Annotated in this window: 23 protein-coding genes; 10 read left to right on the plus strand and 13 right to left on the minus strand. The window is 63.1% G+C overall.

Going from position 1 to position 20,684, the window contains the following annotated elements:
* Nucleotides 1–20: 20 nt before the first annotated feature.
* A complete protein-coding gene (locus ACNFIC_RS07195) occupies nucleotides 21–281 on the minus strand; it encodes a hypothetical protein (protein ID WP_138218986.1) in 261 nt (86 codons plus the stop codon).
* 160 nt (nucleotides 282–441) lie between these two features.
* Between ACNFIC_RS07195 and ACNFIC_RS07200 the strand changes: the two genes are divergently transcribed.
* On the plus strand, nucleotides 442–648 hold the full coding sequence (locus ACNFIC_RS07200; protein ID WP_138218987.1) for a hypothetical protein: 207 nt from the start codon (nucleotides 442–444) through the stop codon (nucleotides 646–648).
* A 91-nt stretch (nucleotides 649–739) separates the two neighbouring features.
* On the opposite strand, the gene ACNFIC_RS07205 is transcribed toward ACNFIC_RS07200, so the two are convergent.
* Complete coding sequence (locus tag ACNFIC_RS07205; protein ID WP_138218988.1) at nucleotides 740–1,324, minus strand: YajG family lipoprotein; 585 nt, start codon at nucleotides 1,322–1,324, stop codon at nucleotides 740–742.
* A gap of 207 nt (nucleotides 1,325–1,531) precedes the next feature.
* Between ACNFIC_RS07205 and ACNFIC_RS07210 the strand changes: the two genes are divergently transcribed.
* Nucleotides 1,532–1,765: a hypothetical protein gene (locus tag ACNFIC_RS07210; RefSeq protein WP_416780536.1), complete on the plus strand. Its 234-nt coding sequence runs from the start codon at nucleotides 1,532–1,534 to the stop codon at nucleotides 1,763–1,765.
* Nucleotides 1,766–2,369: 604 nt separating this feature from the next.
* Nucleotides 2,370–3,875, plus strand: coding sequence for a malate dehydrogenase (quinone) (gene mqo / locus ACNFIC_RS07215; protein ID WP_416780538.1), 1,506 nt, complete (start codon nucleotides 2,370–2,372; stop codon nucleotides 3,873–3,875).
* 284 nt (nucleotides 3,876–4,159) lie between these two features.
* On the opposite strand, the gene ACNFIC_RS07220 is transcribed toward mqo, so the two are convergent.
* The 4 genes from ACNFIC_RS07220 to ACNFIC_RS07235 all read right to left on the minus strand — a co-directional run bounded on the left by ACNFIC_RS07220 (nucleotide 4,160) and on the right by ACNFIC_RS07235 (nucleotide 6,088).
* The gene (locus tag ACNFIC_RS07220) at nucleotides 4,160–4,450 is read right to left on the minus strand and encodes a PA4642 family protein (RefSeq protein ID WP_138218991.1); all 291 of its coding nucleotides are present in this window, start codon (nucleotides 4,448–4,450) and stop codon (nucleotides 4,160–4,162) included.
* A 67-nt stretch (nucleotides 4,451–4,517) separates the two neighbouring features.
* The gene (locus tag ACNFIC_RS07225; protein ID WP_138218992.1) at nucleotides 4,518–4,988 is read right to left on the minus strand and encodes a hypothetical protein; all 471 of its coding nucleotides are present in this window, start codon (nucleotides 4,986–4,988) and stop codon (nucleotides 4,518–4,520) included.
* A 66-nt stretch (nucleotides 4,989–5,054) separates the two neighbouring features.
* A complete protein-coding gene (locus ACNFIC_RS07230) occupies nucleotides 5,055–5,528 on the minus strand; it encodes a WbuC family cupin fold metalloprotein (RefSeq protein ID WP_416780540.1) in 474 nt (157 codons plus the stop codon).
* A gap of 2 nt (nucleotides 5,529–5,530) precedes the next feature.
* Nucleotides 5,531–6,088: a hypoxanthine-guanine phosphoribosyltransferase gene (locus ACNFIC_RS07235; protein ID WP_138218994.1), complete on the minus strand. Its 558-nt coding sequence runs from the start codon at nucleotides 6,086–6,088 to the stop codon at nucleotides 5,531–5,533.
* Nucleotides 6,089–6,250: 162 nt separating this feature from the next.
* On the opposite strand from ACNFIC_RS07235, the gene upp reads away from it, so the two are divergent.
* Nucleotides 6,251–6,889, plus strand: a complete 639-nt coding sequence (upp, locus tag ACNFIC_RS07240; protein ID WP_110638424.1) for a uracil phosphoribosyltransferase — start codon at nucleotides 6,251–6,253, stop codon at nucleotides 6,887–6,889.
* A 2-nt stretch (nucleotides 6,890–6,891) separates the two neighbouring features.
* On the plus strand, nucleotides 6,892–8,166 hold the full coding sequence (locus tag ACNFIC_RS07245; protein WP_138218995.1) for a uracil-xanthine permease family protein: 1,275 nt from the start codon (nucleotides 6,892–6,894) through the stop codon (nucleotides 8,164–8,166).
* A gap of 115 nt (nucleotides 8,167–8,281) precedes the next feature.
* Here ACNFIC_RS07245 and hemH read toward each other — a convergent pair whose 3' ends face one another.
* A complete protein-coding gene (gene hemH, locus ACNFIC_RS07250; protein ID WP_416780542.1) occupies nucleotides 8,282–9,295 on the minus strand; it encodes a ferrochelatase in 1,014 nt (337 codons plus the stop codon).
* A gap of 14 nt (nucleotides 9,296–9,309) precedes the next feature.
* A complete protein-coding gene (locus ACNFIC_RS07255) occupies nucleotides 9,310–10,215 on the minus strand; it encodes a TIGR01777 family oxidoreductase (protein WP_138218997.1) in 906 nt (301 codons plus the stop codon).
* 188 nt (nucleotides 10,216–10,403) lie between these two features.
* On the opposite strand from ACNFIC_RS07255, the gene ACNFIC_RS07260 reads away from it, so the two are divergent.
* From ACNFIC_RS07260 to ACNFIC_RS07280, 5 genes are all read left to right on the plus strand, one after another.
* Nucleotides 10,404–11,390 (plus strand): NAD(P)/FAD-dependent oxidoreductase, encoded by a 987-nt coding sequence (locus tag ACNFIC_RS07260; protein ID WP_138218998.1) that lies wholly within the window; start codon nucleotides 10,404–10,406, stop codon nucleotides 11,388–11,390.
* Between the two features lie 106 nt (nucleotides 11,391–11,496).
* Nucleotides 11,497–12,465 carry a DUF523 and DUF1722 domain-containing protein gene (locus ACNFIC_RS07265; protein WP_416780545.1) on the plus strand — a complete coding sequence of 323 codons (969 nt, stop codon included), beginning with the start codon at nucleotides 11,497–11,499 and terminating at the stop codon, nucleotides 12,463–12,465.
* Nucleotides 12,455–13,324: a MerR family transcriptional regulator gene (locus ACNFIC_RS07270; protein ID WP_138219000.1), complete on the plus strand. Its 870-nt coding sequence runs from the start codon at nucleotides 12,455–12,457 to the stop codon at nucleotides 13,322–13,324. Before ACNFIC_RS07265 ends, ACNFIC_RS07270 begins: the two co-directional genes overlap by 11 nt.
* Nucleotides 13,325–13,349: 25 nt before the next feature.
* Nucleotides 13,350–14,762: a deoxyribodipyrimidine photo-lyase gene (gene phrB, locus ACNFIC_RS07275; protein WP_416780547.1), complete on the plus strand. Its 1,413-nt coding sequence runs from the start codon at nucleotides 13,350–13,352 to the stop codon at nucleotides 14,760–14,762.
* Between the two features lie 321 nt (nucleotides 14,763–15,083).
* Nucleotides 15,084–15,776 carry an SDR family oxidoreductase gene (locus tag ACNFIC_RS07280; protein WP_416780549.1) on the plus strand — a complete coding sequence of 231 codons (693 nt, stop codon included), beginning with the start codon at nucleotides 15,084–15,086 and terminating at the stop codon, nucleotides 15,774–15,776.
* A 92-nt stretch (nucleotides 15,777–15,868) separates the two neighbouring features.
* Here ACNFIC_RS07280 and murI read toward each other — a convergent pair whose 3' ends face one another.
* Genes murI through hemA form a run of 5 tightly spaced genes read right to left on the minus strand, consistent with a single transcriptional unit; the run spans nucleotide 15,869 to nucleotide 20,596 of the window.
* Nucleotides 15,869–16,666 carry a glutamate racemase gene (gene murI / locus ACNFIC_RS07285; protein ID WP_416780551.1) on the minus strand — a complete coding sequence of 266 codons (798 nt, stop codon included), beginning with the start codon at nucleotides 16,664–16,666 and terminating at the stop codon, nucleotides 15,869–15,871.
* A complete protein-coding gene (locus ACNFIC_RS07290) occupies nucleotides 16,659–17,414 on the minus strand; it encodes a molybdopterin-synthase adenylyltransferase MoeB (protein WP_416780553.1) in 756 nt (251 codons plus the stop codon). Before ACNFIC_RS07290 ends, murI begins: the two co-directional genes overlap by 8 nt.
* Nucleotides 17,408–18,238, minus strand: a complete 831-nt coding sequence (prmC, locus tag ACNFIC_RS07295) for a peptide chain release factor N(5)-glutamine methyltransferase (RefSeq protein ID WP_416780555.1) — start codon at nucleotides 18,236–18,238, stop codon at nucleotides 17,408–17,410. The genes ACNFIC_RS07290 and prmC overlap by 7 nt, the downstream gene beginning before the upstream one ends.
* A 1-nt stretch (nucleotide 18,239) precedes the next feature.
* A complete protein-coding gene (gene prfA / locus ACNFIC_RS07300; RefSeq protein ID WP_138219006.1) occupies nucleotides 18,240–19,322 on the minus strand; it encodes a peptide chain release factor 1 in 1,083 nt (360 codons plus the stop codon).
* Nucleotides 19,319–20,596: a glutamyl-tRNA reductase gene (hemA, locus tag ACNFIC_RS07305; protein WP_138219007.1), complete on the minus strand. Its 1,278-nt coding sequence runs from the start codon at nucleotides 20,594–20,596 to the stop codon at nucleotides 19,319–19,321. The genes prfA and hemA overlap by 4 nt, the downstream gene beginning before the upstream one ends.
* Nucleotides 20,597–20,684: the final 88 nt, after the last annotated feature.

The following is a 20,684-nucleotide window of genomic DNA, read 5'->3' on the forward strand; positions in this document are numbered from 1 at the left end:
GCAAAGCGGCCCCTGTTCGTTCAGATCCAGGTACTGAACCAGGACAGCAGCAGCGCCATCGCCAGGCACGAAAAACCGAGGATGTAATAGTAGCGAGGCACCCGCAGGTCGAAGGCCTCGAGCATGCCCTCATCCGCTGCCAAGCGCTCGCGAGCCATGGCAGCTCTGCGCCGGGCGCTTTGCAGCAAGAGCCCGCCCGGGCAGGTGATCAGCAGGGCCAGCAGGTTGATCAGCTTGGCGGGATGGGCGATCAAAAAGCCCATGAGCACTTGCAACGACATCGACACGACCTCGGTTACGCTTCAGCAAAGCCTGGCATTCTACCTAAGCCAAGCGCTCAGCCCCGCGCTTTGCCGACCAAGTGTCACTCGATTTCATCTGTCACACGCCCGTCATCAAGACAGGCCACCCTGTCGGCCTTCAACCGAACCGGAGCTTGTCATGCTGCACGCCGAAAACCAGGACCGCCTCTACCTCGTGGCCCAGAGCGACGAACAGCAGGCGCTGATCGACGGTTTCGCCATCAATGTCCAGGACCGCCAGTGGCTGGTGTACTGCGCCCTTGGCGGGCACAGCCACGACGACCTGCCCGAAGTCGACACGCAGACCGGTATCAGCCTGCTGGATTTCCACGTCCAGGCCGCGTGAACCCAAGACGTGCGCCAGCCCTGCGAGACGTTCACAAAAAAGCCCGCTGCCTGGTACCCAGGCAGCGGGCTCTTGCATTGCAGCTGAGTGCTTACTCGCCCAGTACCTGACCGATGGTCGGGTCCTTGAACAGGCGAGTCAGGGCGTCGCTCAGCACGTCGCTGACCAGCTTGGTGTTGGTTTCCTGATTAGGCGCCATGCCGAAGCGCTGGTCCAGGGACGCGCCGTAGCGACCGCTATAGCGGCGGTTGGCGTTGGACACATCGGCCCGGAAGGTGGCGCCAATCGTGGCCTCGGTCACGTACATCTTGTCCTTGGGCGACTGGTACTTGAGTTCTGCCAGGGTCACGGTCAGTTGCGGAGCGTTGTAGGCGCTCGGCGTCGGGGTGAAGCCAAGCAAGCGCACCGCCGCCTCGGCCTGGGCCTGCAGCTTGGGCACGACATCGTTGCCATTGACCGTGATGGTGCTGGTTTCAGGGTACATGCCACCGCGGGTGCCCAGCGACTGCGAAGCCCGGCCATCGACCACCTTGACCACCACCGGCTGGCCATGACCGACCGGCGCCAGTTGCTGGGTGAGCTTGGGCTGCGGGCTGAGTTGTTGCGGGCTGTGAGCACAACCGGCCAGGCTCAGGCTGGCCACCGCGAACAAACCGAACAACAGACGTTGCAACATGCGCGTTTCTCCAGAAAAAGCGGCAAAGGTCCACAGTATACCCAGCGGTAAGCTGTAAGCGGCAAGCTACAAGAAAAAGCCGCCCAACCTGCGCTCTGCTATCAATTGCCGCTTGCCGCTCAAAGCTTGCCGCCGCCCGTTGTCACAATGGTTTCATGGCCTGGCGCTTACTCTTGCCTCAGCCCGATCCGAACAGGACACCCCGCCATGACCTCGCTCTGGAACCTGCTGCTGCAACGCCCTCGCCCCGCCATCTACGCCCGCCTTGACGGCAACGGTATCTGCCTGGGCTTCAAGCAATGCAACCAGCCACCGGCCGGGGCTGGCTGGGTCCAGGTCAGCGAAGCCTACCTGGGCTGGCTCGGTCAACCTCTGCCGGCCAACGCTCGGGTTTGCCCTCGCGCAAGGCGCCGTTGGCAGCAACGCATCCTGCCGGCCTGACAAACGCTGCAATAAAAACCAAGAAGAACGACATTTCTGCCCGCGACCTCGTTATAATCTTCCCCCGATTATAAGGACGTCTCCTGATCGGGCCCCGCATTCGCCGATTGACCCCGGCACCCTCGACGCTTCGCCCACAGAGAGCCTTCCACTCAGGTCTTGCATTGGCTGTCGTGCCTGCTGTTCCCGGCCTTCACCTCGCATGAACCTGCGGGTTGCCATCGCGCAGTCCACTTTTGAGGTTCACGTCTCCAAAAGAGCGTGAAAAAACGGTTTTTCACTACTTCACAAGAGTGTGGCGAGCAAATGAACAGTCTGGCATGTGCAAAAGCGGCAGATGTGTCCCTAACAGCCCTGAACAGACGGCAAAAGCGCTCCAGCTGGATAGGAGCCTGAGGCCGGTCCATGACGCACGACGGATCACTTGACCATAAGTCGAATTGCCGCACCGGCGGCAAACGGCGTTCAATAGCTGAACACCCGAGACTGATTGGCGGTATCCGCGGAAGTTGAAAGAACTGCGAAGAGTCGGACATGGCGATCCTGGCAACCCCGGAGATCCTATGCTGTCAATTAGGTGCTGTAGATTGTGGAGACGCGTTAAATGGCGCAGAACGAATCGGTTGATGTAGTACTGGTAGGCGCGGGCATCATGAGTGCCACCCTGGCCGTACTGCTCAAGGAGCTCGACCCGACCTTGAAGCTTGAGGTCATCGAGGCCATGGACTCCGGGGCCGCGGAGAGTTCCAACCCTTGGAACAACGCCGGTACCGGCCATGCCGGCCTGTGCGAGCTGAATTACACCCCGCAGGCCGCCGATGGCAGCATCGACATCAAGAAGGCCGTGCACATCAACACCCAGTTCGAGGTTTCGCGCCAGTTCTGGGCCTACCTGAGCAAGAAAGGCAGCTTCGGCTCGCCACGTGCGTTTATCAACCCAGTCCCGCACCTGAGCTACGTCGAAGGTGATAAAGGTATCGACTTCCTCAAGAAGCGCTTCGAGCTGCTCAAGCAGCACCATGCCTTCGCGCAGATGGAGTACACCGACGACAAGGCACTGATGAACGAGTGGATGCCGCTGATGATGCCAGGCCGCCCGGCCGACCAGCGCATCGCCGCCACCCGCGTGCTCAAGGGGACCGACGTCAACTTCGGCGCGCTGACCAACAAGCTGCTCAAGCAACTGGGCAGCAGCCCGGACGCCCAGGTCAAGTACAGCAAGAAGGTCGTCGGCCTGCGCCGTAACGGCAGCGGCTGGACCGTGAGCATCAAGGACATCAACAGCGGCAGCAGCCGCGAAGTGGACGCCCGCTTCGTCTTCCTCGGTGCCGGCGGCGCGGCACTGCCGCTACTGCAAGCCTCTGGCATTCCAGAAAGCAAAGGCTTCGGCGGCTTCCCGGTCAGTGGCCAGTGGCTGCGCTGCGACAACCCGGAAATCGTCAAGCAGCACCAGGCCAAGGTCTACAGCCAGGCGGCCGTCGGTGCACCGCCCATGTCGGTGCCGCACCTGGACACCCGCGTGGTCGATGGCAAGAAATCGCTGCTGTTCGGACCCTACGCAGGCTTTACCACCAAGTTCCTCAAACACGGCTCGTTCCTCGACCTGCCACTGTCGGTGCGCATGGGCAACATCGGCCCGATGCTGGCGGTCGCGCGCGACAACATGGACCTGACCAAGTACCTGGTCAGCGAAGTGATGCAGTCGATGGAGCAACGCCTGGAATCGCTGCGTCGCTTCTACCCTGAAGCCAAGGCCGAAGACTGGCGCCTGGAAGTGGCCGGCCAGCGCGTGCAGATCATCAAGAAAGATCCGAAGAAAGGCGGCATCCTGCAGTTCGGCACCGAGCTGGTTTCGGCCCAGGACGGTAGCCTGGCTGCACTGCTGGGCGCATCGCCTGGCGCTTCGGTGACCGTGTCGATCATGCTCGAGCTGATCGAACGCTGCTTCCCGGAGCAAGCCAAAGGCGCCTGGGCCGCCAAGCTCAAGGAGATCTTCCCTGCGCGTGAGAAGGTCTTGGCGACGGACGCTGCGCTGTACCACAAGATCAGCGCCGACAACGACGTGGCACTGGAGCTAGTGGAAAGCAGCCCGGCCAAGCACTACGCCTGACCCGGCAGCAACGAAAAAACGCCCCTTGGGGTAATGCCAGTCAGTTAAGCCTGTGTTGCAGTAGTTGGGGCCGCAAAGCGGCCCCATTGGCTTAACTGACGGGCATTACCCCTCGGGGCGTTTTTTTGTGCCTGTAGCTGAGCAAGGCCCACCCCTGTAGGACGGGCCGCAAAGCACTGCGAGCAGCCCCGGCGATTGTGCAGCATGCCGATTTCCGGGGGCCGCTGCGCGCCCCTTTCGCGGCGCAAGGCCGCTCCTACAGGGAGCAAATCAGGCGAAGCGGATCAGCCGCGGGCGTTATCGATGATCTCGATGTACTCCGGCGCGTTGCGCTGGTCGGCGATCACTTCGACGAAGGTCTTGCCGTGTTCGTCCTTGCCGTCCAGGTCCAGGCCCGCCTCGACGAAGAAACCCACGAAACGCGCGAAATCATCGACGCGCAGGCCACGATAAGCCTTGATCAACTTGTGGTGCGCGGGCGAGGTCAGGCCATCGGCCGGCTCGAACTGCAGGAAGGTCTTGATGTAGTCATCGCTGATTTCGTCACCAATAACCTGTTTCTTGTCTTTACGCATCGCCGACTCCAACTAAGCCATCACGGAATTTCGAAGGCCGGCAGTGTAACCCCCGGCCCCTCGCGCCTCAACGCGTACGTACGGTGCCGGTGTGCAGGTCGGCCCAGACATGCCCGTTGGGGTAGCTGAGGAACTGCACGTAGAGCGTCTCGTTGCGCAGCAGGTCCATGATCACCCGGTAGTCGGCCATCGGGTAATTGAGCGTAAGGGTGCGGGTCTTGTCGTCGTACACCGGCTTCTTCAGGCTCTTGCCGCCCTCGCCATCGAACGTCAGCAGCACCTGGGCGATGCTCGCGCCCTTGTTCATGGGCTTGCCTTTCAAGCGCATCTGCAACGACGAGGTAATCGGGATCGGTTGTTGGTCTGACTGACGCTGGGTGCCGACCACCACCGAATAGTCGGTGACCTGCAACAACTGCTGCGCGCTTGGCGCTTGCTGACGCAGGGAAAGGTCATCGGGCGGCAGGAACTGGCTGTGCAGCGGTGCAGCAGACAGCGGCAGGCTCACGGCCAGCAGCAGGGGAATGAGTGCGCGCATGTGAGGCTCCTTGGCAAGAGCAGGCACTCTAGCACGCCCGATTTGCCGGCACCGACCTGATCGCGGTCAGTCGAACTGCGCGCGCATCCAGGCCTGGTACTGGGCAACACCCGGCTCGCCCTCGCGGGGCGCCCAAGGGGCAAGTTCGCCCTCGCCAATCGGCCGATAGGGGCCGGCCTTGCACTCGAACAGAATGCTGTCGGGCTCCAGCACCACCAGGCCATGGTAAGTACCTGGCGCCAGATCGACGCCCAGGCAATCGCCACCGGCTTGCAGCACCCGCGTATCCAGCACACGGCCCTGTGCATCGAAGATCAGCAGGCCCAGCCGGCCCTTGAGCACGATCAACACCTCGGCCTTGTCTTCGCTCAAGTGGCGATGAGGCGGGATGTAGGTATCCGGCTGCAATCCGACGGCCATGCGATGGCAGGGCTCGTCCATCGTATGGAAGTTATGGTGCTGGCGGCCTCGGGGATTGGCCGCCGCTTGAGCGGCCAGCCCGGCGAACAACGACTGGTCGAGAAACGCGGGCTGGCGCATGCTCACAGGCCTTTGACAGCAAAGATGCCGTTGGCGTTGCGCCAGTAGCCTTTGTAGTCCATGCCGTAGCCGAAGATGTAGCGGTCCACGCAAGGCAGGCCCGCGTAGTTGGCTTTCAGGTCAGGGCTGGCCTTGCGGTCGTGTTGCTTGTCGATCAGCACGGCAGTGTGCACCGAGCGCGCACCAGCGTGCTTGCAGAACTCGATGATGGCGCTGAGGGTATGGCCTTCGTCGAGGATGTCGTCGACGATCAGGACATCACGGTCGATGAACGAGACTTCCGGCTTGGCTTTCCAGAACAACTCACCGCCGCTGGTCTGATTGCGGTAGCGCGTTGCGTGCAGGTACGAGGCCTCCAGCGGGAACTGCAAGTGGGTCAGCAACTTGCCGGCGAAGATAAGGCCGCCGTTCATCACGCAGAAGACCACCGGGTTCTTGTCGTGCAGATCCTTGCTGATCTGCTTGCCGACCTCGGCGATGGCCGCCTCGACCTGGGCTTCGTTGTACAGGCAATCAGCCTCGTGCATCACTTGACGGATGTGCTCAAGATCGGCGGACATGGCGCTCTCCAGGGGGGGCAATTTGGAAAAGCGGGCAAAGGTACGCATCCGCTCGCCCCAGATCAAGCCTTTATGGACTAACGTGCACAATGACTGCACGACAGGCTGGACTGAATAGATTAATCTAGCGCGGTTTTTTTGCCCGCCTTCCGGAGCCCCCCTATGCCCACTCGTGAGATCCGCCATCCGCTGATCCGCCACAAGCTCGGCCTGATGCGCCGCGCCGACATCAGCACCAAGAATTTTCGCGAACTCGCCCAGGAAGTCGGCGCGCTGCTGACCTATGAAGCTACCCAGGACCTGCCCCTGGAAACCTACGAGATCGATGGTTGGTGCGGCAAGGTTCAAGTCGAGAAAATCGCCGGCAAGAAGATCACCGTGGTGCCGATCCTACGCGCCGGTATCGGCATGCTCGATGGCGTGCTCAGCCTGATTCCGGGCGCCAAGGTCAGCGCTGTGGGCGTTGCCCGCAACGAGGAAACCCTCGAAGCGCACACCTACCTTGAAAAGCTCGCCCCCGACATCAACCAGCGCCTGGCCCTGATCATCGACCCGATGCTGGCCACCGGTGGCTCGATGGTCGCCACCATCGACCTGCTGAAAAAAGCCGGCTGCAAGGAAATCCGCGCCATGGTGCTGGTCGCCGCACCCGAGGGTATCGCCGTGGTGGAAAAAGCCCACCCCGACGTGCAGATCTACACCGCATCGATCGACCAACGCCTGAACGAGCACGGCTACATCGTCCCAGGCCTGGGCGATGCGGGCGACAAGATCTTCGGCACCAAGCAGAAGGACGCCTGATCATGCAGGACGGCTTCAACGACCCGCTTTGGCGCCAGGTCGTCTCGGGCGCACAGATGCTTTTCGTGGCATTCGGCGCGCTGGTGCTGATGCCACTGATCACCGGCCTCGACCCAAACGTGGCGTTGTTCACCGCCGGCCTCGGCACCCTGCTGTTCCAGCTGGTCACAGGGCGTCAGGTGCCGGTGTTCCTCGCCTCGAGCTTTGCCTTCATCACCCCGATCATCCTCGCCAAGGGCCAGTTCGGCCTGGCAGCGACCATGGGTGGGGTAATGGCCGCCGGGTTCGTGTATACCTTCATGGGCCTGATGGTGAAAATCAAGGGCACAGGGTTCATCGACCGTATGCTGCCGCCGGTCGTGATCGGCCCGGTGATCATCTCAATCGGCCTGGCCATGGCACCGATCGCCGCCAACATGGCCATGGGCAAGGCTGGCGATGGCAGCGTGCTGCTGCCTTACAAGACCGCCATGCTGATTTCGATGCCGGCCTTGCTGACCACGCTGGTGGTCGCGGTGTTCGGCAAGGGTATTTTCCGCCTGGTGCCAATCATCGCCGGCGTACTGGTGGGCTTTGCCCTATCGTTCGCCTTTGGTGTGGTCGACACCGCCAAGATCGCCGCCGCGCCATGGCTCGAACTGCCGAAGTTCACCGCGCCTGAGTTCAACTGGCAGGCCATCCTGTTCATCGTTCCGGTGGCCTTGGCCCCGGCGATCGAGCACATTGGCGGCGTGATCGCCGTGGGTAGCGTGACCGGCCGCGACTACCTGAAAAAGCCCGGTCTGCACCGCACGCTGTTCGGCGACGGCCTGGCCACCACTGCCGCCGGCCTGTTCGGCGGCCCGCCCAACACCACCTACGCCGAAGTGACCGGTGCGGTGATGCTGACCAAAAACTACAACCCGAAGATCATGACCTGGGCAGCGGTGTTCGCCATCACCCTGGCGTTCATTGGCAAGTTCGGCGCGCTGCTGCAGAGCATCCCGGTCCCGGTGATGGGTGGCATTCTGTGCCTGCTGTTCGGCTCCATCGCCGCAGTGGGCATGAACACCATGATCCGTCACAAGATCGACCTGTCTGAAGCGCGCAACCTGGTAATCGTCTCGGTGACCCTGGTGTTCGGCATCGGCGGCGTACTGATCGGCAGCGGCGACGGCCCGGACGACTGGGGCCTGAAGGGCATCGCGCTGTGTGCGGTGGTGGCCATCGCCTTGAACCTGCTGCTACCAGGCAACGATGGCTGGAAGAACAAGAAGCTGGACGATCAGTTGCCTTGATTCGCCCCTAGCCTGAGCGCTTCGCGGGTCCGCCCGCCAGCACCGGTACTCACCGCCCTCACGGCCTGGGTGATACCGGTGCCAGCGGGCAGGCCCGCGCCAGGCCAGCCAACGATCAAGCCTGCTCGCACATCCCCGCCAACACCCTCACCCACTCAGGGTGATCATTCAAGCACGGCACCAGCACCAGTTCCTGGCCACCAGCCTCGACGAACTGCTCGCGACCACGCATGCCGATCTCCTCTAGCGTCTCGATACAGTCGGCGACGAATGCCGGGCACAGCACGAGCAATTTCTTCACACCGGCTGCAGCCAATTCATCCAGGCGCGTCTCGGTGTAAGGCTCGATCCACTTCGCCCGGCCCAAACGCGACTGGAATGCGGCTGACCAGTTGCCAGGCGCAATGCCCGCGGCCTTGGCAAAGGCCTCGGCGCTGGCCAGGCACTGCGCGCGATAGCACACCTTGCGTACTTGGCTGCACGCGGTTTCGCAGCAGTTCGCGCTCTTAAAGCAATGCGATCCGGTCGGGTCGAGCTTGGTGAGATGCCGCTCCGGCAAACCGTGGAAACTCAGCAACACATGATCGTAGCCTTGATCCAGGTACGGCCGCGCACTGGCGACCAAGGCATCGATGTACGCAGGCTGGTCATAGAACGGCTGCAACACGCGGGTTTGCAGAGGCAGGTTGCGTGCCGCGATGGTCTGCCGGGCCAGCTCCACAACAGTGGTCACGGTGCTGTCGGCGAATTGCGGATACAGGGGCGCGAGGGTCACTTGGCGCACCCCTTGGGTGGCCAGACGCTCCAGTACCTCGGGCAACGCCGGCTGGCCATAGCGCATGGCAATCTCAACCGGGCCGTGGGGCCAATGGGCCTTGATAGCCTCTTGCAAGCGACGGGTCAGCACGACCAGGGGCGACCCCTCATCCCACCAGATCGAGGCATACGCATGCGCCGACTGCTCAGGGCGCTTGATCAGGATCAGCGACACCAGCAAGCGCCGCACCGGCCAAGGCAGGTCGATCACGTAAGGGTCCATGAGGAACTGGTTGAGGTAGCGGCGCACGTCGGCCACCTTCGTGGAGGCCGGCGAGCCCAGGTTGACCAGCAGCAAAGCGTGATCGGTCATGCAGCGTCCTATGTTCAGAGGCGACCAGACAGCTCGTCCAGCGCCGATTGCAGATCGTTGTAGCGGAATGTGAAACCCGCCGCCAGCAAACGGACAGGGCGGGCACGCTGCCCACCGAGCAGCAGCGTCGAAAGCTCACCCAGCCCGGCCTTGAGCAAAAGCGCCGGCACTGGCAGCACAGCCGGGCGATGCAGCGCACGCCCCAAGGCCTTGGCGAAGTTGCGGTTGCGTACCGGCTCCGGTGCGCACGCATTATAGGGACCGCTGGCATCCTTGTGCTGCAAGAGAAAATCAATCAGGGCGATCTGATCGTCGATATGCACCCACGGCATCCATTGCCGACCATCGCCCAACGGCCCGCCCAGCCCGAGCTTGAAGGGCACGCGCAGGCGCGACAAAAAGCCGCCGTCATGCGCCAACACCAAGCCGGTGCGCACCAGCGCCACGCGTATACCCAATGTCTGGCCACGACTGGCGGTTTCTTCCCAGGCGATGCACAGCTGGCTGGCAAAATCCTCTTTCACCGGCGGCGAGGCCTCGGTCAACTCGCGCTCGCCACCATCACCGTACCAGCCCACGGCCGAGCCCGAAATCAGCACCTCAGGACGCTGCTCACGGTGCCCGATCCAGGCCAGCAACTGCTCAGTGAGGGTGATTCGGCTGGTCCACAAGAGGGACCGGCGCGCGGCGGTCCAATGACGATCAGCGATCGGTGCACCGGCCAGATTGACTACGGCATCCACCGGATCGTCCGGGTCAATTTCATTCAAGCGCGCGATGCCGCGCACACCCGTGCCACACACCGCCGGCACGGCCTCAGGGGTACGGCTCCAGACAGTCAGGCGATGGCCCTGTCCGCGCCACAACTGGCACAGGTGGCGGCCGATCAGTCCCGTACCGCCGGTCAGCAAGATATGCATGGCTGTGTCCTCACAGTTGGCGGCCGTGGTCTATTTTTAAGATCAAGGCACTTTTTTGACCGAACGCTCTCGGATAAACCATAGGCGACCCTGCACCACAGAGCAGCATATACTTATACAGTTTTTCTGCATTGTACAGGTTTGCCTGGCAGCGTAAGCTGCACACAGCAAGGTTCGAAGAGGCCATCATGACAGTACCTATTGCCATCATCGGGGCCGGAATCGCCGGCCTGTCAGCCGCCCAGGCCTTGCAAAAGGCCGGGCACTCCGTCCACCTGTTCGACAAAGGCCACGGCAGTGGCGGACGCATGGCCAGCAAGCGCAGCGACGCCGGCGCCCTTGATCTTGGGGCTCAGTACTTCACCGCGCGTGATCGACGCTTCGTCGAGCAGGTGCAGCAGTGGGTGGCCGCCGGCTGGACGGCGCAATGGAAGCCGCAGCTGTACAACTACCGCGACGGTGCCCTGAGCCCCTCCCCTGATGAACAAATCCGCTGGGTGGGCGTACCCCGCATGAGCGCCATCACCCGTGGTCTGCTCAAGGACGTCACGGTGAATTTCGGCTGCCGCATCGCCGAAGTGTTCCGTGGCAAGCAGTATTGGCACTTGCAAGACACCGAAGGTTGCAGCCATGGACCGTTCAGCCGGGTGGTGATCGCCGTGCCAGCCCCTCAGGCCACACCGCTGCTGGCGGCCGCGCCCAAGCTAGCCGCTGTAGCCGCGGGCGTGCAGATGGAACCTACCTGGGCGATTGCCCTGGGCTTCGAGCCGCCTTTGGAAACCCCAATGCAGGGCTGTTTCGTGCAGGACAACCCGCTCGACTGGCTGGCCCGCAACCGCAGCAAGCCAGGCCGCGATGAACAGCTCGACACCTGGGTGCTGCACGCCACTTCCAACTGGAGCAAGCAGCACCTGGACCTGCCCAAGGAAGAGGTAATCGAGCTATTGCGCGGCGAGTTCGCCGAACTGGTCGGCTGCGTCGTTCCACCGCCGGCTTTCGCACTCGCCCATCGCTGGCTGTACGCGCGCCCCGCAGGCAATCACGAGTGGGGTGCACTGGCCGATGCCGACCTGGGCCTTTACGCCTGTGGTGACTGGTGCCTGTCGGGCCGAGTGGAGGGTGCCTGGCTCAGCGGCCAGGAAGCAGCAAGGCGTCTGCTGGAACACTTGGAGTAGTGGCAGAGAACTTATACACAAATCACTATTTGTATAAGTTTATTTTTGTGCTGAAATTGACTTGTACATTGGTTGCTAGCTGTACAAGTCAATTTCGGAGATCGTGATGAACGCTTCCACTGCCGGCCACAAGCCACGCCTAGCCATTAGCGCCTGCCTCACAGGCATGGACGTGCGATACAACGCCGGGCACAAGCACTCCGACCTGTGCCATGAGCTGCTGGGCGAGCACTTCGACTGGGTGCCGGTGTGCCCCGAAGTCGCCATAGGCCTCGGCATACCGCGTGAACCGATTCGCCTGGTGGGCGATCCTGAACGTCCTGCGGTGACCGGCACGCATAACGGCAGCACCGACTTTTCGGGCCCGCTACGCGCTTACGGCGAACAGATGGCCGGCGAGCTCGGCGACATCTGTGGGTATGTCTTCATGCAGAAATCGCCCTCCTGCGGCCTCGAACGGGTCAAGGTGTACCAGGAAAATGGCTACCCAGCGCGTCAAGGCGCACGCGGCGTGTATGCCGAGGCATTTTGCCGGGCCCGCCCGGACCTGCCGGTCGAAGAAGAAGGCCGCCTGCACGATCCGGTGCTGCGGGAGAACTTCATCAACCGCGTGTACGCCTATGCCGACTGGCAACAACTGCTGCGCCAGGGACTGAGTCGCGGCGCTCTGATCCGTTTCCACTCACGCTACAAGTACCTGCTGATGGCGCATAACCCCCAGGCCTACCGCGCCTTGGGCAAGCTGCTGGGCAACATGACCCGCGACGACGACCCACAGCAGTTCGGCCCGCAGTACTTCAGTCAGCTGATGCAGGCATTGCGCCGCTGTGCCAGCCGCGGCACCCACGGCAACGTGCTGCAGCACCTGAGCGGCTACCTGCGCAACGCACTGGACGAGGGCGACAAGGCCGAGCTGCGCCAGGTCATTGACCAGTACCAGAGCGGCGTGGTGCCGCTGGTGGTGCCCTTGACCCTGCTCAAGCATCACCTGCGCAACCACCCCACCCCTTACCTGATGCAGCAGGCCTACCTGCAGCCCCACCCAGAGAACCTTGGACTTCGCAATGCCATCTGACGATCTTCTACCCATCGGCGAGGTGGCCCGGCTGACCGGTGTCAACCCGGTCACCCTGCGCGCCTGGGAACGCCGCTATGGCCTGATCAAACCTGAGCGCACGGCCAAGGGCCATCGGCTCTACCCCCACGACCAGGTACAGCGCGTACATGATGTACTGCGTTGGCTCGAACGCGGTGCGGCGGTGAGCCAGGTGCGCGAGCTGCTGGACAATGCTGCGCATGCCAGTACCCCGGTGGAAGGCGAATGGGCCGAGCGCATCGCCCACATGATCGATGCAGTCAGCCGTCTAGCCCAGCGCCCACTCGACCACTTGCTGAACCAAGCCATGGCGCTTTACCCGGCAGTGACCGTGTGCGAGTACCTGATGCTGCCGCTGCTCGACACATTGTCCCAGCGCTGGCAGTCGCACTTCGATGCGCGGCTGGAGCAAGCGTTCTTCAACACGTGGCTGCGCAGCAAGCTGGGCGCACGGGTGTACCACGACACGCACTCCTCTGCCGGGCCCTGCGTGTTACTTGCGCGCACCGACGAGGCTCCGTTCGATGCCGAGTTCTGGCTCTGCGCGTGGTTACTCAGCAGTAACGGCCAGCCTTTGGAGATCCTCGAATCGCCGGTAGAACCGCGCCAACTGCGCCAAGCGGTCGAGCTGCTGCAACCGCGGGCTGTGCTGCTGCATTTGGGGCGCCGCCCGGACCTCGCCGCCTGGGCGCGTAGCCTGCGCGAACTCACCGTACCCAAGGTGCTCGGCGGGGCCTCGTTGAGCCTGCACGCGAACGAGTTGGAGCAATTGGCGCTGCCCCAGACGCAATTCTTCGATACCCCCCCGGCAGCCCTGCGCTGCCTGCTACACCCCTGACAGCCAACCACTCGCGGGATGCCCCATGCAACTGATCTGGCTGCGCAGCGACCTGCGCATCGATGACAATACCGCCTTGGCCGCTGCCTGCCAGCGCGGCCCGACCCTCGCCCTGTGGATCGCCAGCCCCGGTCAATGGCAGGCCCACGACGACGCACCTTGCAAGGTAGATTTCTGGCTGCGCAACCTGCATCAATTGAGTCAGTCGCTGCGAGAGCTGAACATCCCGCTGCTGATCCGCCACACTGAAACCTGGCAACAGGTGCCCGAGACGGTACTCGCACTGTGCCGTCAGCATGGCGTCGAAGCCGTGCACTGGAACGACGAGTACGGTGTCAACGAGACCCAGCGCGACCAAGCGACCGCCGGCTTGCTGCAACAACACGGGATCGACGCCTGTGGCTATCTTGACCAGTTACTGTTCAAGCCCGGCAGCATCCTTACCCGCAGCGGCCAATATTTCCAGGTCTTCAGCCAATTCAAGCGGGTGTGCCTGGAGCAGTTGCACCTGGGCCTACCGGCGCGGGTACCGCGCGCCCAGCTTCAAGCGCCGCTGGCTATCGCCAGCGACCCGATTCCCACACACATCGACGGCTTCGACGCTCCGCCCCAGGCCCTGCGCGAGTATTGGCTAGCCGGCGAAGACGAAGCGCATCGCCGTCTGACCCATTTCGTCGATGCGAGCATCGAAGACTACCAGCAACAGCGCGATCTACCCGGCCGCGATGGCACCAGCCAGCTCTCGGCATACCTGGCAGCCGGCGTGATCTCGCCACGCCAGTGCCTGCACGCAGCATTGGCGCGCAATCACGGCGAATTCGACAGTGGCAATGCCGGCGTACAAACCTGGATCAACGAGTTGCTGTGGCGCGAGTTCTACAAACATATCCTGGTGGGTTATCCACAGGTGTCGCGCCACCGCGCCTTCCGCGCGCACACCGAAGCGCTGCCTTGGCGCCAGGCCCCCGACGAGCTGCAAGCCTGGAAAGACGGGCGCACGGGCTTTCCGATCATCGATGCCGCGATGCGCCAACTGCTGCACACTGGCTGGATGCACAACCGCCTGCGCATGATCGTCGCAATGTTTCTGAGCAAGAACCTGCTGATCGACTGGCGCGAGGGTGAGCGGCACTTCATGCGCCATCTGATCGATGGGGACCTGGCCGCCAACAACGGTGGCTGGCAGTGGAGCGCCTCCACAGGGACCGACTCGGTGCCGTACTTCAGGATCTTCAACCCGATCACCCAATCGCAACGTTTCGACCCACATGGGCAGTTCATCCGGCATTGGATACCTGAGCTGCGGCACCTGGATGCGAAAACCATCCACGCCCCCAAGAGGCCCTCGGGTCTGTTCGATGCCGCCCCCTACGCTGCGCCCTTGGTGGACCTCGACAGCACGCGCCAACGCGCACTGGACGCTTTCAAGAACCTCTAGCGCTGACGACTCAAAGCGCATCGCGCAAAATGCAGGTCACCCTCTCGGCTAGCAGGCCAAGACCGCACAAGCGCGATGCGCCCCACTCTATCCCCGCATTTGCATGCTGGGCGGGCGCAGCCCTGCCCGTGCTGACCGCTTTTTGGCCATTACATACTCGACTTGCGCCATGTAACACAGAACTGTGTACAGCCCGCCGAACTCCTCGTGACTATTTGATACAACTCTATAATGTTGCTACTCGATAATTGATCCCGAACGTAGTCGTCGGCACGCCTGGGCACAAGTGGTCTGTCGGGCTGACAGGTCAGAGGCATAAACGTGAATACGCGACGTAGTATCTGGGTGACAGGGGCAAGTTCCGGGCTTGGCGTGGCACTGGTCGAACGGCTGCTCGAACAGGGCCACCGAGTCGCCGCCAGTGGCCGGGAGAGCCAGCAGCTTGATCAATTGAACCAACGCTTTGGTAAGCAGCTGTTGCGCCTGCCGGGCGCGTTGCACAAGGCCGAACAGGCACAGGCCGCTGGCCAGCGCTTGCAAGAGGCCTGGGGGACACTCGACACATTGATCATCAACGCCGGCACTTGCGACTATCTTGACGCAAGCCTTGGCGTTGACCGGCTGTTCGACACGATCGTCACCAGTAACCTGCAGGCCAGCGAACACTGCCTCGGCGCGGCGTTGGGCTTGCTCAAGGCAGGAAACAGGCCGCAGGTGATGGCGGTGCTCAGCCGTCATGCCGCGCAACAGCTGTACAACCCCAACCAACCGACCACAGCCTGCAACAGCCTGCACCATTGGTTACGCGAACAGCGTCCGGCGCTCAGCGTCCTAAAGATCGACCTGACCGTGGTGGCGCCGCAACCACTCAAGAGCCCGTTGCCGCTGGCCATGCCAGAAGACTGGGACCCACAGCGCACGGCCCAGGAGCTGGTCGCACGCCTGGACGTGCGCGAGCGTGAGTTGGTGCTTGAAGTACTCAATACGGACAGCCTCTGGCCGTTGCCGAACTGAAACCAGGCGGCCGCCTTACGCTAATCGGCCCGTTTACAACGGCATGCGGTGCACCATGCCTACAATGATTTCGGCGTTGCTCCACGCGCTTTTTACATCGGGAGACGTTGAACGCTGTCGGCTCGATTCCACAGGAGCGGCAATATGGCGTGCAGGCGCTCAGGCTCGCCGCTGCTCCAGAAGCGCGTGTCCTGGGCGGGTCCGGCAGCCAACAGGTCGCGCGCATCCAGCAGGCGTTGCAACTGGCGCGCTACCGCCGCGCCAGTGTCGATGATCGCCACCTGCACTGGAACCATACCGGCCAGCAGTGGGCGCAGGAAGGGATAGTGCGTGCACCCCAGGATCAAGGTGTCGCACCCCGCTGCCAGCAACGGCTGGACATAGCCCGCCAGCAATTGGCGCACGGCTGGGCTGTCCAGGTCGCCGCCCTCGATGCACTCCACCAGCCCCGGGCATGGCTGGGTCACGACCTGCACATCGTTGGCGAAGCGGTCGAGCAGAGCTGCGAACTTGGCGCTCTGCAGCGTGCCCGTGGTGGCCAGCACGCCGACCACGCCAGAACGGGTAGCCGCCGCCGCCGGCTTGACCGCAGGCTCCATACCCACCAACGGCCAGTGCGGGTAGCGTTCGCGAAGGTCAGCGACCGCCGCCACGGTGGCGGTGTTGCACGCCAGCACCATGGCTTTGGCGCCCTGCTCACGAAAAAACCCAGCAATGTGGCGCAGGCGCTGGCGAATGTAGTCGGGGGATTTTTCGCCATAGGGAACATGGCCGCTATCGGCCACGTACAACAGCGATTCACTGGGCAGCAGGCGCTGGATCTCGGCAAGCACGGACAAGCCGCCGACCCCCGAGTCCATCACGCCAATCGGCGCCGCGCGCTCAGCCATGGCGGTTCGCGCACACTGCGCAGGCCGGGTCACGCTTGACGCGCAACTCACGCAAGCGCGTACTCAAGGCGTCGATCAGCAGCAGGCGGCCGACCAGCGGCTCGCCGAATCCGGCCAGCAGCTTGAGTGCTTCCAACGCCTGCAAGCTGCCCACCAGACCAACCAGCGGGCCGATCACACCGGCCTCGCTGCAGGTCAGCTCGGCCTCGGTGCCATGCCCGTACAGACAGTGGTAACAGGGGCTTGTGTCGCGGCGGGTATCGAACACCGACAACTGGCCTTCGAGGCGGATCGCCGCGCCGCTGACCAAGGGTTTGGCGGCGACCACGCACGCGGCGTTGACCGCCTCGCGCGTGCCGAAGTTGTCGGAGCAGTCCAGAACCACGTCCACTGCGGCGACTGCGCCGGCCAGGGAATCTTCATCCAGCGCCTCGCGGTAGGCGATCAAGCCGATCTCTGGGTTGATCGCCTTTAGCCGCTGAATCGCCGAATCCACTTTGCTCATCCCAACGCTGTCGCTGTCATGGATGATCTGGCGTTGCAGGTTAGTCAGGTCAACGGTGTCGAAGTCCGCCAAGTGCAGCTCGCCGACGCCCGCCGCCGCCAGGTACAACGCCACAGGCGAGCCCAGGCCTCCGAGCCCGATGACCAAGGCCTTGCCGTGTTTCAGGCGCAACTGACCATCAATATCCACCTGCGACAACAGGATTTGTCGGCTATAGCGCAGCAGCTCCGCATCGCTCAGCATGGCCGGCGTCCCAGGCTGACACGCTCATGACCACCGAGGTCGACCCGGCTGCTAACCTCGACGAAGCCACCGGCAACCAGCAACTCGCGCACCGTCGGGGCCTGGTCGTAGCCATGCTCGAGCAGCAGCCAGCCACCAGGCAACAGGTGCTGCGCAGCTTGGGCGACGATCACCCGCAGGTCATCGAGGCCGTCTTCGCCGGCAACCAGGGCGCTGCTGGGCTCGAAGCGTACATCGCCAGCCACCAGATGCGGGTCGTCAGCCCGGATATACGGAGGATTGCTGAGGATCACATCGAAGCGCTCACAGGCCAAGGCGTCATACCAGTGGCTCATGCGCACCTGCACATTGCCCAGCCCCAGGCGTTGGCGATTACGCTCGGCCAAGGCTACGGCCTCTTCTATACGGTCCACGGCGCTCACCTGCCATGCCGGACGCTCACTGGCCAAGGCCAGGGCAATAGCGCCCGTGCCGGTGCCCAGGTCGAGCACTCGCGCAGGCGTGGCAGGCACCAACTGCAAGGCCGTTTCCACCAGCAGCTCAGTGTCTGGGCGCGGAATCAACGTGTGTGGCGCCACTTCCAGATCGAGCTTCCAGAAGCCCTGCTGACCGAGGATGTAGGCCACCGGTTCACCGCCACGCCGACGATCCAGAAAACCTTCGAAGGTTTCGGCCGCCTCTCGGCTGACGATGCGCTCGGGCCAGGTGTGCAGGTAACTGCGCGACTTACCCAGTGCCGCAGCCAACAGCAGTTCGGCGTCCAGGCGCTCGGTCGGCGACTGGGGCAGCTGCGCGTTGCGCAGCAGGCTGGCGATGATGGTCATTTCAATCCCCCAGCGCGGCCAGCTGATCGGCCTGGTATTCGGCCAACAAAGGCTCGATCACCGCCTCTACGCCACCGGCCAGGATATCGTCCAGGGAATACAGGGTGAGGTTGATGCGATGGTCCGTGACCCGACCCTGTGGGTAGTTGTAGGTGCGGATGCGCTCGGAGCGATCACCCGAGCCCACCAGCAACTTACGCTCGCTGGCAATGGCGCTTTGCGCGGCGCTGGTCTGCATGTCGTTGAGTTTGGCCGACAGCCAGGACATGGCACGTGCGCGGTTCTTGTGCTGCGACCGCTCTTCCTGGCACTCGACCACGATGCCGGTAGGCAAGTGGGTGATACGAATCGCCGAGTCGGTCTTGTTGACGTGCTGGCCGCCAGCGCCGGAGGCGCGGTAGGTGTCCACGCGCAGGTCCGCTGGGTTGATCTCGATCGCCACGTGCTCGTCAGGCTCAGGCAGCACCGCCACGGTACAGGCCGAGGTGTGGATACGCCCTTGAGACTCGGTCTCAGGCACACGCTGCACGCGATGCGCCCCGGACTCGAACTTGAGCTTGCCGTACACGCTCTCACCCTCGACGCGGGCGATGATTTCCTTGTAGCCGCCATGCTCGCCCTCGTTCTCCGAGAGGATTTCCAGGCGCCAGCCACGCTTTTCGGCGTAGCGCGAATACATGCGGAACAAATCGCCGGAGAAGATCGCCGCCTCGTCGCCACCGGTCCCGGCGCGTATTTCGAGGAACACGTTGCGCCCATCGTTGGGGTCCTTGGGCAGCAGCATGCGCTGTAGCTGCGACTCCAGGCCGACCAGCAACTCCTTGGCCTCGCGCACCTCCTCTACCGCCATCTCGCGCAAGTCCGGGTCGGCGTCCTTGAGCAGCGCCTGGGCACCTTCGAGGTCATCCTGGACCTTGCGCCACTCTTTATAAGCAGTGATGACCGGCTCCACTTCGGCGTACTCGCGGGAATAGGCGCGAAAGCGGGTCTGGTCGGAAATGACTTCGGCGTCACCGAGCAAGGCGGTGAGTTCCTCGAAGCGATCCTGGAGCGTGTCCAGTTTGTTCAGCAGCGACGCTTTCATTGCGGGAATTTGTCCGTCGAGCCCTCGTGGAGGGCAAAGAGTTCCTGGGCCATGGCCAGCGCATCAAGGCGGCCCTCGGCAGAGAGCTTTTTCAGCTGTACGCTGGGGGCGTGCAGCAGTTTGTTGGTCAGGCCCCGGGCCAGCTGCATCAGCACCTCCTCGGGGTTACCGCCATTGCCCAGCAAGCGCAGGGCTTTTTGCAATTCTTCATCGCGCAGGCGTTCGCTCTGCTGGCGGTAGGCCTTGAGCACATCCACCGCCGCCAGCTCACGCAGGCGCACCATGAAATCGTCGGCACCGGCCGAAACCAGCTCTTCGGCAGCCTGGGCCGCGCCCTGACGACTCTTGAGGTTTTCCGCAACCACTTCATGGAGGTCGTCGACGGTATACAGGTACACGTCGTCCAGCTCACCCACCTGCGGCTCGATGTCGCGCGGCACGGCGATGTCGACCATGAAAATCGGCTTGTGCCGACGCTGCTTCAGCGCGCTCTCCACCGCGCCCTTGCCCAGAATCGGCAACTGGCTGGCGGTGGAGCTGATGACGATATCGCTGTTGGCCAACTCTTGCGGGATATCCGCCAGCAGCACCGCATGGGCACCGAACTGCTCGGCAAGGATGCTCGCACGCTCCAGCGTACGGTTAGCCACCACGATGCGACGCACGCCCTGCTCGTGCAGGTGGCGGGCCACCAGGGTAATGGTTTCGCCCGCGCCGATCAGCAGCGCCTGGCTGCGGCCCAGGTCGGAGAAGATCTGCTTGGCCAGGCTCACTGCAGCGAACGCCACCGACACCGGGTTCTCGCCGATTGCGGTATCGGTGCGCACTTGCTTGGCGGCGCTGAAGGTGGCCTGGAACAACCGACCGAGCAGCGGCCCGACGGTGCCGGCCTCGCGCGCCACGGCGTAGGCGGACTTCATCTGGCCGAGGATCTGCGGCTCGCCCAGCACCAGCGAGTCCAGGCCCGAGGCCACGCGCATCATGTGCTTGACTGCATCATGCTCTTCATGGACGTAGGCGCTGGCACGCAGTTCATCCAGGCTCAGTTGGTGATAGTCGGCCAGCCATTGCAGCACGGCGTCGGCGGCAAGGTGGTCCTGCTCGATATAAAGCTCGCTGCGGTTGCAGGTCGACAGGATCGCCGCCTCGCGGCTGGCGGTCAGTCGGCAGAGCTGCTGCAGGGCGTCGACCAGCTGCTCTGGCGTAAACGCCACGCGCTCGCGTACGTCTACCGAGGCAGTCTTATGGTTGATACCAAGTGCAAGAAAGGCCATGCAAGGTCGCTGGTTGGGACGTGAAGCCGATAATTGTCCTACTTCGCAGGTTCCAGAACAACCACCGTTCGCTATTGTCGTCATGGCG

It is taken from the genome of Pseudomonas sp. NY15463, assembly GCF_048068415.1.
In the GTDB taxonomy this organism is placed as follows: domain Bacteria; phylum Pseudomonadota; class Gammaproteobacteria; order Pseudomonadales; family Pseudomonadaceae; genus Aquipseudomonas; species Aquipseudomonas mosselii_C.

Excerpts from the sequence above, each read along its gene's own strand:
- ACNFIC_RS07195 (WP_138218986.1), bottom strand. The coding sequence starts at position 281 with ATGTCGTTGCAAGTGCTCATGGGCTTTTTGATCGCCCATCCCGCCAAG.
- ACNFIC_RS07205 (WP_138218988.1), bottom strand. The coding sequence starts at position 1,324 with ATGTTGCAACGTCTGTTGTTCGGTTTGTTCGCGGTGGCCAGCCTGAGC.
- phrB (WP_416780547.1), top strand. The coding sequence starts at position 13,350 with ATGCAACTGATCTGGCTGCGCAGCGACCTGCGCATCGATGACAATACC.
- ACNFIC_RS07210 (WP_416780536.1), top strand. The coding sequence starts at position 1,532 with ATGACCTCGCTCTGGAACCTGCTGCTGCAACGCCCTCGCCCCGCCATC.
- upp (WP_110638424.1), top strand. The coding sequence starts at position 6,251 with ATGCCCACTCGTGAGATCCGCCATCCGCTGATCCGCCACAAGCTCGGC.
- murI (WP_416780551.1), bottom strand. The coding sequence starts at position 16,666 with ATGGCTGAGCGCGCGGCGCCGATTGGCGTGATGGACTCGGGGGTCGGC.
- ACNFIC_RS07200 (WP_138218987.1), top strand. The coding sequence starts at position 442 with ATGCTGCACGCCGAAAACCAGGACCGCCTCTACCTCGTGGCCCAGAGC.
- ACNFIC_RS07290 (WP_416780553.1), bottom strand. The coding sequence starts at position 17,414 with ATGCTGAGCGATGCGGAGCTGCTGCGCTATAGCCGACAAATCCTGTTG.
- ACNFIC_RS07245 (WP_138218995.1), top strand. The coding sequence starts at position 6,892 with ATGCAGGACGGCTTCAACGACCCGCTTTGGCGCCAGGTCGTCTCGGGC.
- hemA (WP_138219007.1), bottom strand. The coding sequence starts at position 20,596 with ATGGCCTTTCTTGCACTTGGTATCAACCATAAGACTGCCTCGGTAGAC.
- prfA (WP_138219006.1), bottom strand. The coding sequence starts at position 19,322 with ATGAAAGCGTCGCTGCTGAACAAACTGGACACGCTCCAGGATCGCTTC.
- prmC (WP_416780555.1), bottom strand. The coding sequence starts at position 18,238 with ATGACCATCATCGCCAGCCTGCTGCGCAACGCGCAGCTGCCCCAGTCG.
- ACNFIC_RS07225 (WP_138218992.1), bottom strand. The coding sequence starts at position 4,988 with ATGCGCGCACTCATTCCCCTGCTGCTGGCCGTGAGCCTGCCGCTGTCT.
- ACNFIC_RS07270 (WP_138219000.1), top strand. The coding sequence starts at position 12,455 with ATGCCATCTGACGATCTTCTACCCATCGGCGAGGTGGCCCGGCTGACC.
- hemH (WP_416780542.1), bottom strand. The coding sequence starts at position 9,295 with ATGACCGATCACGCTTTGCTGCTGGTCAACCTGGGCTCGCCGGCCTCC.
- mqo (WP_416780538.1), top strand. The coding sequence starts at position 2,370 with ATGGCGCAGAACGAATCGGTTGATGTAGTACTGGTAGGCGCGGGCATC.
- ACNFIC_RS07260 (WP_138218998.1), top strand. The coding sequence starts at position 10,404 with ATGACAGTACCTATTGCCATCATCGGGGCCGGAATCGCCGGCCTGTCA.
- ACNFIC_RS07220 (WP_138218991.1), bottom strand. The coding sequence starts at position 4,450 with ATGCGTAAAGACAAGAAACAGGTTATTGGTGACGAAATCAGCGATGAC.
- ACNFIC_RS07265 (WP_416780545.1), top strand. The coding sequence starts at position 11,497 with ATGAACGCTTCCACTGCCGGCCACAAGCCACGCCTAGCCATTAGCGCC.
- ACNFIC_RS07230 (WP_416780540.1), bottom strand. The coding sequence starts at position 5,528 with ATGCGCCAGCCCGCGTTTCTCGACCAGTCGTTGTTCGCCGGGCTGGCC.
- ACNFIC_RS07235 (WP_138218994.1), bottom strand. The coding sequence starts at position 6,088 with ATGTCCGCCGATCTTGAGCACATCCGTCAAGTGATGCACGAGGCTGAT.
- ACNFIC_RS07255 (WP_138218997.1), bottom strand. The coding sequence starts at position 10,215 with ATGCATATCTTGCTGACCGGCGGTACGGGACTGATCGGCCGCCACCTG.